The sequence below is a fragment of the Sulfurospirillum sp. 1612 genome, assembly GCF_036556685.1.
Lineage (GTDB): Bacteria > Campylobacterota > Campylobacteria > Campylobacterales > Sulfurospirillaceae > JAADIZ01.
In genome coordinates, this window is the sequence record NZ_CP140614.1 from 1,622,380 (window position 1) to 1,637,718 (window position 15,339).

General features: G+C 39.3%; 16 protein-coding genes. 9 read left to right on the plus strand and 7 right to left on the minus strand.

Annotated features, from left to right (window positions below; all coding sequences use genetic code 11):
- The 4 genes from SFB89_RS08080 to SFB89_RS08095 all read right to left on the minus strand — a co-directional run bounded on the left by SFB89_RS08080 (position 1) and on the right by SFB89_RS08095 (position 1,650).
- Complete coding sequence (locus SFB89_RS08080; RefSeq protein ID WP_331776073.1) at positions 1-480, minus strand: type II secretion system protein; 480 nt, start codon at positions 478-480, stop codon at positions 1-3.
- Positions 481-493: 13 nt separating this feature from the next.
- On the minus strand, positions 494-1,024 hold the full coding sequence (locus SFB89_RS08085; RefSeq protein WP_331774177.1) for a type II secretion system protein: 531 nt from the start codon (positions 1,022-1,024) through the stop codon (positions 494-496).
- Between the two features lie 156 nt (positions 1,025-1,180).
- On the minus strand, positions 1,181-1,420 hold the full coding sequence (locus SFB89_RS08090; protein ID WP_331774178.1) for a hypothetical protein: 240 nt from the start codon (positions 1,418-1,420) through the stop codon (positions 1,181-1,183).
- Positions 1,417-1,650, minus strand: a complete 234-nt coding sequence (locus SFB89_RS08095) for a hypothetical protein (RefSeq protein WP_331774179.1) — start codon at positions 1,648-1,650, stop codon at positions 1,417-1,419. The genes SFB89_RS08090 and SFB89_RS08095 overlap by 4 nt, the downstream gene beginning before the upstream one ends.
- A gap of 49 nt (positions 1,651-1,699) precedes the next feature.
- Between SFB89_RS08095 and uvrB the strand changes: the two genes are divergently transcribed.
- Genes uvrB through SFB89_RS08110 form a run of 3 tightly spaced genes read left to right on the plus strand, consistent with a single transcriptional unit; the run spans position 1,700 to position 6,382 of the window.
- On the plus strand, positions 1,700-3,676 hold the full coding sequence (uvrB, locus tag SFB89_RS08100; RefSeq protein WP_331774180.1) for an excinuclease ABC subunit UvrB: 1,977 nt from the start codon (positions 1,700-1,702) through the stop codon (positions 3,674-3,676).
- 57 nt (positions 3,677-3,733) lie between these two features.
- Complete coding sequence (locus tag SFB89_RS08105) at positions 3,734-5,857, plus strand: RNA degradosome polyphosphate kinase (protein WP_331774181.1); 2,124 nt, start codon at positions 3,734-3,736, stop codon at positions 5,855-5,857.
- Positions 5,858-6,382 (plus strand): gamma carbonic anhydrase family protein, encoded by a 525-nt coding sequence (locus tag SFB89_RS08110; RefSeq protein ID WP_331774182.1) that lies wholly within the window; start codon positions 5,858-5,860, stop codon positions 6,380-6,382.
- On the opposite strand, the gene SFB89_RS08115 is transcribed toward SFB89_RS08110, so the two are convergent.
- Genes SFB89_RS08115 through rpe form a run of 3 tightly spaced genes read right to left on the minus strand, consistent with a single transcriptional unit; the run spans position 6,330 to position 8,390 of the window.
- Positions 6,330-7,145: a 3'-5' exonuclease gene (locus SFB89_RS08115; RefSeq protein WP_331774183.1), complete on the minus strand. Its 816-nt coding sequence runs from the start codon at positions 7,143-7,145 to the stop codon at positions 6,330-6,332. The two genes, SFB89_RS08110 and SFB89_RS08115, sit on opposite strands and share 53 nt — an antisense overlap.
- Positions 7,132-7,755, minus strand: coding sequence for a phosphoribosylanthranilate isomerase (locus SFB89_RS08120; RefSeq protein WP_331774184.1), 624 nt, complete (start codon positions 7,753-7,755; stop codon positions 7,132-7,134). The genes SFB89_RS08115 and SFB89_RS08120 overlap by 14 nt, the downstream gene beginning before the upstream one ends.
- A complete protein-coding gene (gene rpe, locus SFB89_RS08125; RefSeq protein WP_331774185.1) occupies positions 7,752-8,390 on the minus strand; it encodes a ribulose-phosphate 3-epimerase in 639 nt (212 codons plus the stop codon). The genes SFB89_RS08120 and rpe overlap by 4 nt, the downstream gene beginning before the upstream one ends.
- 176 nt (positions 8,391-8,566) lie before the next feature.
- Here rpe and rpmB point away from each other — a divergent pair, with 176 nt between their 5' ends.
- The 6 genes from rpmB to SFB89_RS08155 all read left to right on the plus strand — a co-directional run bounded on the left by rpmB (position 8,567) and on the right by SFB89_RS08155 (position 15,325).
- Positions 8,567-8,755 (plus strand): 50S ribosomal protein L28, encoded by a 189-nt coding sequence (rpmB, locus tag SFB89_RS08130; protein WP_331774186.1) that lies wholly within the window; start codon positions 8,567-8,569, stop codon positions 8,753-8,755.
- A 78-nt stretch (positions 8,756-8,833) separates the two neighbouring features.
- Entirely contained in the window at positions 8,834-10,018 is a 1,185-nt protein-coding gene (argJ, locus tag SFB89_RS08135; RefSeq protein WP_331774187.1) for a bifunctional glutamate N-acetyltransferase/amino-acid acetyltransferase ArgJ, read from the plus strand.
- A 44-nt stretch (positions 10,019-10,062) separates the two neighbouring features.
- Positions 10,063-10,290 carry a YdcH family protein gene (locus SFB89_RS08140; protein WP_331774188.1) on the plus strand — a complete coding sequence of 76 codons (228 nt, stop codon included), beginning with the start codon at positions 10,063-10,065 and terminating at the stop codon, positions 10,288-10,290.
- A 132-nt stretch (positions 10,291-10,422) separates the two neighbouring features.
- Positions 10,423-10,704 carry a hypothetical protein gene (locus tag SFB89_RS08145; protein WP_331774189.1) on the plus strand — a complete coding sequence of 94 codons (282 nt, stop codon included), beginning with the start codon at positions 10,423-10,425 and terminating at the stop codon, positions 10,702-10,704.
- A 66-nt stretch (positions 10,705-10,770) separates the two neighbouring features.
- On the plus strand, positions 10,771-13,278 hold the full coding sequence (locus tag SFB89_RS08150; protein WP_331774190.1) for a sugar phosphate nucleotidyltransferase: 2,508 nt from the start codon (positions 10,771-10,773) through the stop codon (positions 13,276-13,278).
- Between the two features lie 7 nt (positions 13,279-13,285).
- Positions 13,286-15,325 carry a glycoside hydrolase family 57 protein gene (locus tag SFB89_RS08155; protein ID WP_331774191.1) on the plus strand — a complete coding sequence of 680 codons (2,040 nt, stop codon included), beginning with the start codon at positions 13,286-13,288 and terminating at the stop codon, positions 15,323-15,325.
- The last annotated feature ends 14 nt before the right edge of the window (positions 15,326-15,339 follow it).

Below are 15,339 nucleotides of genomic sequence, written 5' to 3' on the forward strand. Positions count from 1 at the left end.
TTATTGGGTTAAATCTTTACAATTTTGAGTGGAATGGTCACAATCAAAAATACCACTTGTGGCATTGTAATCAAAGGCCACGGCACTGTTGCTAATTTGAACAGAATACGCGTTGGCAGCTGTTTTCACCCATGAGCCATCATGATTTTTTTTGGAGTAGATTGGATATTCTAAGATATTGCTCGTGTTTCCATCAGCATAATTAAAAAGTCTTTGGTCATTAGCATTGTAGGAAGTCACACTATCAAGATTTGCGGGGATAAAAGGCGTCGTGCCCTCAAGTAAATTTTTATTTTTTTGCATCGCGATACCACTACGAATGGCCGATACTTGGCTTTTTACTTTGACCAGCACGGCATCATCACGGCTTGCAGCAAGTCTGGGTATGGCGATGGCGGAGAGGATGCCAATCACCACGATGACAAAAATAAGCTCCATCATAGTAAAGGCAGGAGTAAATCCTGCCTTATTAGTTGTCATTGGTTTCAAATGATTACCACTGAACTTGCTTTCCAGCCATAGTAATATTGGCTTCTGTTAATGCTAAACCATTTGGATCCCAAAGCTGATTACACACATTTCCACCACTATTTGAATTAATTACTCTTAACACTGGCACACCATCAGTCTTTATCCATCTACCATTAGTCGCATTAAAATCTGTATTAGACACTGCAACACCTATCTCTGTTGGTAGAGGATGTGCAGCTGTAATTGTAACATTCATATCCGATACTTGTAGAGTTACACACTCACCTGCATCATCACTCCAAACATATCTTTCATTGCTTCCATCTTTTTTCCATTTTGTGCCATCAAGTTGTATCGCCTGAAGAATTCTGGCATCTTTCTGACCTTGATACCAAGCTGGAACGGCTTGCATTGCTGAAGTCACATCTGTTTTGATACCTGCTAGTGTGGCATCATCTCTTGTTGCTGCTAGTCTTGGAATCGCAACCGCTGCTAAAATCCCTAAAATCACGATCACGAAGATCAACTCGATCATAGTAAAACCTTTTTTCATGGTTTACTCCTTTTTATAGTTTTTGATTGATACACTTATCAATACTAAATGTTATAGTAGTCTATTAAACTTAAATTGTTACTTAAACTTTAGTGATTTGACAAAAACAGTATCGGCACGTTGCTGATTTTTTTGAGTAGTATTTGAGAGAAACGTCTAACTTTTTAGTTCGATTTCATCAAGTTCTGCGATTTTTGAGAGCATCTCTTGAATCTGTAGTTTGTTTTCATATTCATTATGTATTTTTTGCACATAAGCCGATAAAAGATCTTTGATATCAATGTTTCGTTTGCTCTTAAATGTCTTTTTCAAATCTTTTTCGAAAAATTCATAAAAATCTCCATCTACTTTGATATCAAAATCCTTCGTACCGATTTGAAGCGATATTTTGCTCATCTTCTCAAGACTTCCTCAATCTTGCCAAGAATATCATCCGCTTCGATATCTTTGCTGGTTAAATCAGCTTCAAGCTTTTGTATCTGTGCGGCTTTTGCTTCATTTTCCGCTGTTAGTGTCATGACTTGTTGCATCAAGGATTCGTTTTGAGATTTGATTTCTTCGAATCGTCGTAACAAATCATTGATCTTTTCACTCAGTTTCCCCACGCTTATTTCTTCACTAAACATATCTTATCCTTTAACTTTGATATAATTGTAACAAAAAAAAGTAAAAAATATGACAACCTTTCAATTAAATAGCAAATTTTCTCCCACAGGGGACCAACCAAAAGCCATCACCAAACTCGCAAATTCTATTAAACAGGGCAACCGCTATCAGACACTCATCGGAGTCACGGGCAGCGGCAAGACCTTCACGATGGCCAATATCATCCAAAAACTTCAGATGCCCACCCTTATCATGACACACAACAAAACACTCGCCGCACAGCTGTATAGTGAGTTTCGAAGCTTTTTTCCTAAAAATCATGTTGAGTATTTCATCTCTTATTATGATTATTATCAACCTGAAGCTTACATCCCAAGAGCGGATTTGTTTATCGAAAAAGATAGTGCGATCAATGAAGAGTTAGAGCGCCTGCGATTGAGCGCTACTGCATCACTTCTTAGTTTTGATGATGTCATCTGTGTGGCTTCGGTATCGGCCAATTATGGATTGGGAAATCCAAATGAGTACAAAAGCATGGTACAAGCTCTTGAAATCGGACAAAACATCAATCAAAAGAAACTCTTGTTGCAACTTGTCGATATGGGCTACAAAAGAAATGATGCCTTTTTTGACAGAGGTTGCTTTAGAGTCAATGGCGATGTTTTGGATATCCATCCTGCTTATAGCGAAGATGAAGCCATCCGCATCGAATTTTTCGGCGATGAGATTGAGAGTATTTACTACTTTGAAGTACTCAGTAATCAAAAAATTAAAAATGTTGACAAAGTCATCATCTACGCCGCCAATCAATTCATTGTAGGACAAGAGCGCCTCAAAATTGCGATGAAACAAATCGAAGAAGAGTTAGAGCGAAGACTTGAGGAATTTCAAAGAGCCAATAAACTCGTCGAATACCAACGCTTAAAAAGTCGCGTTGAATTTGATCTTGAGATGCTCCAAGCCACGGGTGCGTGCAAGGGTGTGGAAAATTATGCACGGTATCTCACCGGTATCAAAGAGGGAGAGACGCCTTATTCTTTGTTTGATTATTTTGAAGCCATGGGACGTGATTATCTGGTCATCGTCGATGAATCTCATGTGAGTTTGCCACAATTTCGCGGTATGTTTGCAGGTGATCGCAGTCGTAAAGAGGTGCTGGTAGAGTATGGTTTTAGACTGCCTAGTGCGCTTGATAACCGTCCTTTGATGTTTGATGAGTTTATTGACAAAGCGCCACACTATCTTTTTGTCTCAGCAACACCAAAAGAGCTAGAGTTAGAACTCTCAGGTTCTCACACTGCCGAGCAAATCATCAGACCCACCGGATTGCTTGATCCCAAAGTGGAGATTATCGACAGTGAAAACCAAGTCGCTTGGCTCTTTGATGAGATCAAAAAAACCGTAGCGGTCAATGAGCGTGTTTTGGTCACGGTACTCACCAAAAAGATGGCAGAAGAGCTCAGTCGCTACTACAACGAACTCGGACTCAAGGTCAAATACATGCACTCAGAAATCGATGCCATCGAGCGCAATCAAATCATCCGGGCCCTTCGGAATGGAGAGTTTGACGTGTTGGTTGGGATTAACCTACTAAGAGAGGGTTTGGATTTGCCTGAAGTCTCACTCGTGGCCATTCTTGATGCGGATAAAGAGGGTTTTTTACGCAGTGAAACCAGCTTGATGCAGACGATGGGAAGAGCGGCGAGAAATACACACGGTCGCGTCTTGATGTTTGCTAAAAAAATCACAGATTCCATGAAACGCGCCATCGAAACAACAGAAAAAAGAAGAAAAATCCAAGAGGCGTACAATCAAGAACATCATATCACGCCGGTGACGACAACCCGAGCACTTGATGAGAACTTAAAAGTCGAAGAGTTGGGTGATATTTATAATACTTATGATAAAAAAGATAAGATACCCCCAAGTCAGAAAAAAGAGATTATCAAATCACTCAGCCTTCAAATGCATAAAGCGGCAAAGGATTTAGAGTTTGAAAAAGCGGCAAAATTGCGAGATGAGATCGCCAAACTCAGAAAATTGTAATATTTGTAAAACATAATTTTGCTATAATTTGATTTTACTTTAATACTGAAAATTTATATGGCATCGCGCCAAGGAGAAACCATGTCCAATGTCAATGATTCAAGTTCCTATATCAACCGAGAACTATCTTGGCTCAGATTTAATACCCGAGTCCTCGAGCAAGCAAGAAAACAAGAACTTCCATTACTCGAGCGATTGAAATTTTTGGCGATTTATATCACCAACTTAGATGAATTTTATATGATTCGAGTCGCCGGTCTCAAACAACTTTTTAATGCCGGTGTTATCGTCACCGGTCCCGATCAAATGACACCTCTTGATCAATTAAGAGAGATACGAAACTATATTTCCACAGAAAAAGAAATCTTGCAAGAAACGTATCATGAGATTATCGATAAGCTCAAAGAAGAAAACCTTTTTATTAAAAACTATGAAGATTTAAGCGATGAACTTAAAGAAAAAGCTGATACCTATTTTGCTTCTAATATCCTCCCTATTATCATCCCAATTGCTGTCAATTCGACGCATCCCTTCCCGCATCTGAACAATCTCAGCTTTTCATTGGCGGTCAAACTCAGCGATGGCATCGATAGTGGGAAATTCAAATACGGAATGATTCGAATCACGCGCGTCTTGCCACGATTTTTCCAAGCCGATGACAATCACTACGTGCCGATTGAATCCATCGTGCATGAGCATGTCGAGACCATTTTTCCTGGCTACAAGCTCATCTCATCAGCGGCTTTTCGTGTCACAAGAAACGCCGATATCGTCATCGAAGAGGAAGAAGCAGATGATTTCATGATGATTATGGAGCAAGGCATCAAATTGCGTCGTAAAGGTGCTTTTGTGAGGTTAAGCATCCAAGCGGGAGCCGATCCTGATATCTTAGAATTTCTCAACAATCACATGCAGATTTTTTACAAAGATATTTATGAGTACAATACGCCTCTCAACTTAGGCGCACTTTGGCAAATTGTCGGGGACAAAGATCTTTCGCATCTGTGTTTGAACCCTTTGCACCCAAAAGTATTGCCACCTCTTGATAAAAATGAATCCATCTTTAAAACGATTAGCAAAAGCGATGTTTTGCTCTATCATCCGTATGAGAGTTTTGATCCGGTATATCGTCTCATTAAAGAGGCATCCAAAGACCCTAAAGTCATCTCAATCCGTTGTACGCTCTACCGTGTCGAGAAAAACTCACAAATTGTCCAAGCACTCATCGATGCGGCGAGTGATGGTAAACAAGTCACGGCGATGGTCGAATTAAAAGCCAGATTTGATGAAGAAAATAACCTGCACTGGGCCAAAGCTCTAGAGCAAGCCGGTGCTCATGTGATTTATGGCATTACCGGTTTTAAAGTCCATGCAAAAGTCACTCAGGTCATCCGTCAAGAAGATGGTAATCTCAAATTTTACATGCATCTTGGAACCGGTAACTACAATGGGGCTACTGCGAAAATCTACACCGATGTCAGTTTTTTCACATCCAATTATGAATTAGGTGAAGATGTCACGACATTTTTCCACATTTTATCCGGATTTTCAAAAAACCAAAAGCTTAAAAACTTGAGCATGTCACCGACCCAAATCAAATCAAAACTGTTGGCGATGATTAATAACGAAGCAAAATTTGGTGAAGAGGGACAGATTATCGCTAAAATGAACTCTCTTGTTGATTCAGATATCATCAGAGCCTTATACAATGCCTCTAATAAAGGTGTCAAAATCAGTCTCATCATAAGGGGAATCTGCTGTTTATTACCGGGCGTTCCGCAGTTGAGCGAAAATATTCGCGTCATCTCCATCGTGGGAAGATTTTTGGAACATGCCAGAATCTTTTATTTCAAAAATTCCGCACCTTGTATGTTTATCTCTAGCGCGGATTGGATGCCACGAAATTTAGAGCGTCGCTTGGAGCTCATGACACCAATCGTCGAAAAACAGTTGCAACAAAAACTCTTGGAGATTTTGCAATTACAACTCAATGATAATTATCTCGCATGGGAACTACAGAGTTCGCAAGAGTATAAAAGAGTTGAAAATGATGGCGTCAAAGTCATCAACAGTCAAAAAATACTCGAAGATTATATTAATAAAATATACAAAACCCTAAGACGCGATTCTACCTCGAATAAAGCCGAGCGTTTGACCAAAAAATTATTTAAGGAAAGCTAGATGATTTTAGAATATCAAGGGATGAAACCAAAACTAGCTGAGGGCGTTTTTATAGCGCCCAGTGCTGATTTGATTGGAGATCTTCGTATTGGAGCACAGAGTTCAATTTGGTTTGGCTGTGTGATACGTGCGGATATTCACTCCATCTACATCGGAGCCAATACCAATATACAAGATTTAAGCATGATTCATGTAGATCACTACACAAAAGAGGATAAAAGTGATGGCCATCCCACGTATATCGGTGATGATGTGACCATCGGACATCGGGTCATGTTGCACGGTTGTACGATTGGTAATGCTTGCTTGATTGGGATGAGCACAACAATATTAGATGGAGCGGTCATCGGAACAGAGTCGATTGTCGGAGCAGGCTCGCTTATCACAAAGAATAAGATATTTCCTCCAAGATCACTTATCATGGGTGCTCCTGCGAAGGTCATCAGAGAATTACGTGAGGATGAAATCCAATCTATTTATGAATCTGCTCAGAATTATCAGCACTACAAGAATACTTATCTTTAGTCTTTTTCTTTTTGCGCTTTATCGGCCTAGATAAGGCAATCAACTCTTCAGTAGTTGCAATTTGACGGGGGAGATGTTCTAAACAATAACGAAATACATAATCTGCCATTTGCGCATCCACCAAGGCACGGTGTTGATTTCCAAATGATTTTTCAAAATACTCCATCAAATATCCCAACCCATATCGTGGGGCTTCAAAACATTTTTTAGAAAGCTCAATCGTACAAAGCTTACGATTTAAAAGCGGTCCAAAACCGGCTTGTTGCAAGGATGCGGAGATAAAATTATAATCAAAATTGACATTATGTGCTACAAATACGGCATCTTTAAGAAAGAGCCTGAATTGTTCTAATACAAAATTTAATGGCGGCGCATCTTTGAGATCATCCAGTGTAATCCCAGTCAAAATCGAAATCGATTCGGGGAGTTCATTGGCATTCACAAAAGATTCAAAGGTATCGATTTCTTGATTGTTTTGGATCAAAACTGCACCCACTTCAATAATCTGGTCTTCTTTAGGATTACTACCGCTTGCCTCAATATCTACGATACAAAAGGTTTGATTTGCTATGGGCGTCTCTGCGGTTTCAAGTCGCACTTTATCCTCATCCTCACAAATAGGAAATCCCAATAATCTCAAGTTTTCAAAATCTTCCACATCGATATCTGCCAGTGCATTTTCATCATTGAGTTCTTTTATCAACGCCGCTTTATCAATCTCGTCTTTTAAAATCTTATACACCAATCTGTCAATATTTTGCAATACGTTCACCAGCCTTTTGTTTTGCTTTTTGTAAAAACTCTTTGATTTTTTCTGCATCTTTAAGACCGGGCGCTCGCTCCAAAGAACTGCTCGCATCAAAGCCATAAAAATCGTAGGCTTTTAGCTCAGCGATATTGGATGTATTCAATCCACCCGCCAAGATAATTTTGGAGCACGCAATACCTTGAAACCAAGAGGGGTCCACGCGTTTCCCTTGCCCGCCATAGCCTTCTACAAAGGCATCGACCAGCCGATATTCATCATGATACTTCAACATATCCTCAGGGCACCTCGCCCGAACGACTTTGAGATGGGGGATTGTGAGTCTCTCAAAAAAAGCAACATCTGCATCAAAATGGATTTGCGCCAATGTAATCTGTGCTATTTGGGAGCGTTGATTGATCGTTTCTGCGGTTTCATTCACAAAAAGCCCTACCTTTTCAACAAAAGGGGGCAATTTTTTAATGATAGCAGCCGCTTTCTCAGGTGCAATATAACGAGGTGATTTTTCATAAAATACAAATCCCAGCGCATCAGCACCGCATTGCACGGCATGAAGCGCATCTTGGATATTAGTGATGCCACAAATCTTGACACGAGGTGTTGTCATTTTAGACTTTTAATCGCATTCTCATAGCTAGAAGCACTAAAAACATAATTCCCCGCTACGACGATATCAACCCCTGCAATGGCAAGTTCTTTGACATTTTTATCATTAACACCGCCATCCACTTCTATTAATACATCAAGATTTTTTGCTTCAATCATCGCACGCAAAACTTTGGCTTTTTCCAACACTGAATCGATAAACTTCTGACCTCCAAAACCCGGATTGACGCTCATCAACAGAACCATATCCAAATCTTCAAGAAGATATTCTATCGCACTAGGAGGCGTGTGAGGATTGAGCACAATAGCGGGTTTAATACCATAACTTCGGATTTTTTGAATCAAACGATGGGGATGTTTTTCCTCTTCAATATGAAAAGAGATGTATTCGGGTTTAAAAGGTGCGAAAAGTTCTACAAAAAATGTATTGTTTTCTACCATTAAATGGATATCAAGTGGTTTTGTAGCTGCTTTTGCCACTGCTTTGACGACTACCGGTCCGATTGTCATATTAGGGACAAAATGTCCATCCATCACATCAACATGAACCAAATCACAACCGCCATCGCAGATATGTTTGATCTCCTCATCCAATTTTCCAAAATCTGCCGATAAGATACTGGGTGCGACTTTCATATTTAATTCTCCTTTATCTTGGGCTGGGCCCAAGATAAATTCCTCTCACTAAAGCTTCCACTTTGTGCAGAAATTTCATCTTTTTTTAAATTTTGAAGATTTTATCGTTAATTTCATAAAACCTTTATAAATTTTTGGTATAATATCAGCCTTATAAAAAATTCAAGGGATTAACTATGGCAAAAAGATGCGCAATAACGGGCAAAGGTCCAATGGTTGGAAACAATGTAAGCCATGCTCACAATAAAACAAAAAGAAGATTTCTTCCAAATCTTAGAACCGTAAGAGTAGCACTAGAAGATGGTACCACGATGAAAATCAGAGTAGCTGCTTCAACTCTTAGGACAATGAAGAAAAACGCTTAATCACATACAATATTTGGAATTGGGTTCATGCTTGATTCCAAACCTGTTTTAATCAAATCTATCAAAAAGAGTGTACAGATGTTCAATATTATTTCGCTTCAGGGCGGACTTGACAATGTCGATGGGTTTTACTCAAGTGGAATAAATGCCGGTTTTAAAAAAGATGGTGGACTCGATGTCGCTTTTATCCGAAGTGAAAAAGCATGCGATGTTAGTGCACTGTTTACTTCTAATAAATTTCAAGCTGCCCCAATAAAACATGTCAAACGCTATCCAAAAGATTTCAAGACCAATTTCATACTTATGAATTCCAAAAATGCCAATGCGATGACAGGAGTTGAAGGAATTGAGGATATTGATACCATCTTTCAAAATCTGGATAACCTCACGTTAGAGAATCCTATCATGAGCTCAACTGGTGTGATTGGATATCGTCTGGATACTCCAAAAATCATCCAAGCCGTAAAGCGTTTTGATTTCAATGAAAAAAACTCTGATGCGTGTGCCAAGGCTATCATGACAACGGATAGTTTCAAGAAAGAATTGTGTTTCAAAGTCGAATTGGATAATGGAGAATATTATCATATCGCCGGAATCTGTAAGGGTGCGGGAATGATTAATCCGGCTATGGCCACGATGCTGTGCTTTATTGTCACTGATGCCAACATACCAAAATCGGATATGGATACGCTCTTAAGAGAAAGTGTTGAGCGCTCGTTTAATTCTATCAGCGTCGATGGGGATACTTCGACCAATGACAGTGTCTTTTTACTTAGCAACAAAACCCGCGCATGCTATGACCATGATTCTTTCAAGCAAGCCTTAGATCTCATCACTAAAAATTTGGCGATGATGATCTTAAAAGATGGTGAAGGAAGCAACAAAGTCGTGGCGTTTGAAGTCAATGGCGCTGCCTCCACCCAAGAGGCAATGCATGCTGCGAAAAAATTAAGCAATTCACTATTAGTCAAAACTGCTATCTTTGGAGAAGATCCAAATTGGGGGCGCATCGCTTCGACGATTGGTGCTGCTGAGATTACGTGTGATGAAGCGTTGCTTGAGATTTATTATGATGATGTACTGATTCATTCAAAAGAACAACCCTTACTTGATGCCGCAACAGAAGCAAAAGCGTGCGCTGTTATGAAGAAGGATTCCTTTAAAATACAATGCAATTTAAATGTCGGAGATGCTTCATTTACAGCCTATGGCTGCGACCTTAGCTATGAATATGTCAAGATCAATGCAGATTATAGAACTTGAAGCATAGATTCGGTACAATCAATCACAAAATTAAGGAGGAAAAAATGTTACCAGAATATAGAGAAATCATCTCTAGTCTAAAAGTTGAAAATGCACATTTTGCAAAAGTTTTTGAACGACACAACGAATTAGATCAAAAAATTGAAGATGTAGATAGTGGTAGAGAACATCTAGAACCATTAGAGCTTGATACTTTAAAAAGAGAAAAGTTGAAGCTTAAAGATGAAGCCTACGCCTTGATATTAGAATACAAAAAAGCTCACAATTTATAATAACTTCGGAGATACGTTCGTGTCTCCAACTCACACCCTCTTCTCGCTTATATGATTATTTCATAAACATTTTTGCAACCGTTTATTTATAAATCTTCGGTATAATAACCATAACAAAAATCCAAGGAGAATATGATGGTTAAGGTCACGAAAAAAGGTAACAAATCTTGGGTAACATTTACAATATTACCTCTAGAAGCTGAAACAGTAGCCCTTTGCGGAGATTGGAGTGATTGGAAGAATGAACCCATGAAAAGTAAGAAAAATGGAGAATTTTATCTGACAAAGATTTTAAAATCAGACAATGCCTATCAGTTTGGATACAAGATTAATGGTGAAAATTGGATTTGTGATGATACGAGTGAGTTGATTGACTCCCCGTTTAATTCAAAAAACTCGCTTTTAAAGATATAATAGTTTAAGACTTCTCTTGTACCCCAAGAGACGGAACCATCTTGCCAAACTAAAAGGAGATAAATTATGAAAGCCGTCGTAATGGCAGGTGGATTTGGCACCCGAATCCAACCCCTCACACACTCAATTCCAAAACCAATGCTTCCTATTGTTAACAGACCGATGATGGAACACACGATGATGATGCTCAAAGATTTAGGCATCACAGATTTTATTGTTCTACTTTATTATAAGCCCGAGATTATCAAAGAATATTTTAAAGACGGCAGTGATTTTGGCATCACAATCAATTATATAACCCCTAATGATGACTATGGAACCGCAGGTGCAGTCAAACTCGCACAAGAATTGATAGGAGATGAAAATTTCATCATTATCAGTGGTGATTTGGTAACAGATTTTAATTTTCAAAAACTCTTTGATTTTCACAAAAAGCACAAAGCCAAACTCTCTATTGGCCTCACTTCCGTTGAAAACCCACTACAATTTGGCGTCGTCATTACCAACAAAGATCATAAGATAGAAAAATTTTTGGAAAAACCAAGCTGGGGCGAAGTCTTCAGCGATACAATCAATACCGGTATTTATATTATCGAACCTGAAATATTAAACTTTATTCCAAAAAATGAAAATTACGATTTTGGCAAGGATTTATTTCCGAGTCTCATGAAAAGTGATATTGAACTCATGGGATATAATTTGAAGGGATATTGGCGCGATGTGGGTAATCCGGAGAGTTATCGCGAAGTGCATCAAGACATCCTCTATGATCGTTTTCATTTTACTATTCCGGGACAAACCCAAAAGTATCCCGATGGCATACTCTACAGCGACACCCCATATCAACTTGATAAAAGCATTGAGATCATCGGTAATGTTGTCTTAGGTAAAAATGTTACTATTGGTAATAATGTACGATTGGGCAATGTCACTATTGGAGACGATGTCAAAATTGGCAGTGGCTCAAACATCCGTAACAGCGTTTTATGGAATCACATCACCATCGGTAAAAATGCAAAATTTGATGGTTGTGTCATCTGCTCGGATAATGTCATCGGCAAAAATGTCACCGCCAAAGCGGGATTGATATTAGCACAAAATTGTGAAGTTGGAGAGCTGGCATCATTTGAGCGAGACGTCACGATTTGGCCAGACAAGAAAGTAGAAGCCGCATCCATTGTCAGCCACTCTTTGATACTAGGAAGTAGATATAAAAACGCCATATTTGAAGGGGGAAGTGTCTCCGGAAAAAGCAATATCGAGCTCTCTTGCGACATGGCAACAAAATTAGCTGAAGCCTTTGCCTCACAACTCCCAATCGGCTCCAAAGTTGCAGTTGGTAGGGATAATGACAAAAGTTCACGAATGATAAAGCGCGCTTTTTTAGGGGGATTGCTCTCAGCCGGAATCAACGTCATTGATATGAAAGGCATCGCCTCTTCGATTCTCAGATACGCCATAGCACGAGATGATTCCATCATCGCAGGAGCACATTTTAGACGTGACATCCTCGATACAACCTGTTCACAAATCACTCTTTTTGATGAAGCTGCACTAAGGATTGATTCTAACTCCATCAAGGGAGTGGAAAAGGCATTTTTCACCGAGAAATTCAGACGTGTGGATTATTCAAAAATTGGAGAGATTGAAGAATCCCTTCATGGCAAAGAGCTGCAATCATATGCAGTAGCAGTCGAAGAGAAAATCGACCATAGTATCATCAAATGTGGTGGATTTAAGGTCGCTGTTGATGTTATGCATGGCAGCACTGCCGAAGTTTTTCCGCTTCTTTTAAATAATCTTGGTGTTGAAAATATCGTCTTAGATGCTTATTATGATAATAAAAAACTCTCCAACATCGATAATCTCCTCAATCGCGCCAAATCCAATATCTCGAGCATTGTCACAAGCCTTAATTATGATATGGGGATTATCATCTATCCTAATGCACAACGACTCTTACTCATCACCGATCAAGGTGAAGTCCTCGATAAGGTCAAAGGCTTATTAACCGTGATGTATCTGCTTAATCTCACCACCAACGAAGGAGAGCGAAAGAAAAAGGTCTTTTTACCAACATGGTCGACTGATATGATTTATTTTGAAAATTTAGAAATCGAACGAGGAAATTACTCCAACTTCAAAGCAGAAAAACTCAAAGAGTATGACTTAGTCGCCACGATGGATGGCAACTTTACCTTTACCGAATTTGGATTGAGTCGTGATGCGATGTATGCGAGCTTGAAAATCATGGAGATGCTCAGCTGTCACGGTATCAAACTCTCAGAAGTCTCTAAAAAACTTGATGACTTCTACTATACCAGTCACAAAATAGAGTGTTCGCAATCGCTCAAAGGCAAGATGATGCGCAAATTTTTGGAAGATGCCATCGGCAAAAAATCTTCCTCAATCGACGGCGTTAAGATTTGGGAAAGTAAAACCGATTGGATTTTGATGATACCAGATCAGTACAGTGACCATCTCAATATCTATATCCAAGCGATTAATGAAGCAAAGGGAGAAGAGATTTACGAAAAATATTGCAAGAAAATAGACCTATGGTCGAAACAGTGAGCCCTCTGTGTTGAACTTAAGCTTCATCTGGCACATGCACCAACCCGATTACAGAGATGACGCAGGCATCATGAAGATGCCTTGGGTTTTTTTGCATGCGATCAAAGATTATTTTGATATGCCCTGGATGCTAGCAAGACATCCCAATATTAAGGCCACGTTCAATATTACCTGTCCGCTCATAGAACAGTTAAAACTTTACTATGATGCGCCTGAGTCTCATGATTATTTTTTGAGCCTTTGGCTACAAGATACTAAAACGTTACATGAGAGTCAATTGCAGTGGATGATCAAGCTATGCAAAAGCGCACAATATGACACCATGGTCTCATCCCTGCCCTATTTCAAAACACTCTATGAGAAGACAGAATATGAAAGTCAAGAGCTTTTTGATATGCAAGTGCTCTTTATCCTCTCATGGTGTGGCGTCTATTTGCGAGAGCACAATGATCTTGTAAAAGAGCTGATTGCCAAAGAGAAAGATTTCAATCAAGATGATAAACAACGCCTACTCAAAGAATTGGCGCAATTTGTCAAAAGTATCTTTGAATACTATATCTTACTCGCCAAAGAAGCGCGTATTTGTATCTCGACGACGCCCCTAAATCACCCGATTTTGCCATTATTAGTTGATATGAACAATGCCCTTATTGCTAACAAAAGCACCAATATCCCTAAACAAAGTAGCTCCTTGAAAGAGGATGCCCTCTTGCAAATACAAAAAGCGCAAGCCTTGTTTGAAGAGACTTTTGGGTTTGCCCCTAGTGGTTTTTGGCCAGCGGAGGGAGCGGTTGATACGCAAAGCGTCCAACTCTTGCGCGACAACGGCATCCGATGGATTGCTACTGATGAAGCGATTTTGTTTAAATCACTCCAAAATAGTGATCGAAAAAATCTCTATTCTCCTTATTTATATCAAGACATGTGCATGGGCTTTCGAGATCATGGACTCAGCGATTTGGTAGGATTTACTTATAGGTTTTGGGACGCGCAAAAAGCCAGCCATCACTTTATAGAAGCGCTCAAATCGATTAATAATGACAATAAAAATGCCACTGTTTTTGTGATACTCGATGGTGAAAATGCTTGGGAATTTTACAAAAATAATGGATTTGATTTTTTTGATGCCCTCTATGATGGTCTCAACCACACTGCTTGGTGCCAGACGCTGCATATGGATGATGTGTTAAAATTACCCAAAAAACCCCTAGAGAGGCTAAGTCCTGGTAGCTGGATCAATGGTGAACTCAATACCTGGGTCGGACATAAAGAGAAAACCCGAGCTTGGGATCTTATCTATCTGACCAAACGCGATTTTGAACATCACCGAAGCAAACTGAGTCCTGAAGTGCTTGATAAAATCACTGATGAGTTTTTATTGGCAGAGTGTTCGGATTGGTTTTGGTGGTATGGCGATGACCATTACACCGACTTTGGCGGTGAGTTTGATGATCTTTTTCGAGCGCACTTGATTCATATCTATCTTTTGATGGAAATCTCGCCACCGACAGATTTGTTTGAGCCCATCACCAAACACAAAAGTTCAAAACACTTTTGGCTCCCTCCAAAATCCAATATATCTCCAAATCTCAATGGCATGCATCATTCGTTTTTTGATTGGATTGGATGTGGCACCGTTGATGAAGAGAAACTTTTTTCGACAATGGATAAAGCAAGAGGACCAATCAAAAAAATCCTTTATGGCGAAGATGAAGCATATCTCTATTTTGCATTTTTGGCCGGGGAAATTGGGTTTTCCACTTACAATCGGCTCAATATCATCATCGATCCCTTAGGCATCAATGAAGCCTTGCTTTTTGATACTGAGGTAAATCAAAATATTTCAAAACATCAAGGTAATTTAGAGATTGATTTTATTGTCAAAAATTGGTTTGATATCCGAATTAACAAAGCGGGATTAGAAGATAAATTGGTCAAATTTAGATTTGAATTGTGTCATGATCACAAAATCATACAGACCCTACCGGGATTTGGGGAACTTGATATGGATTTGACAAATAACTACACTGAAAATTGGTTTATATAATGAAAGAGGAAAAT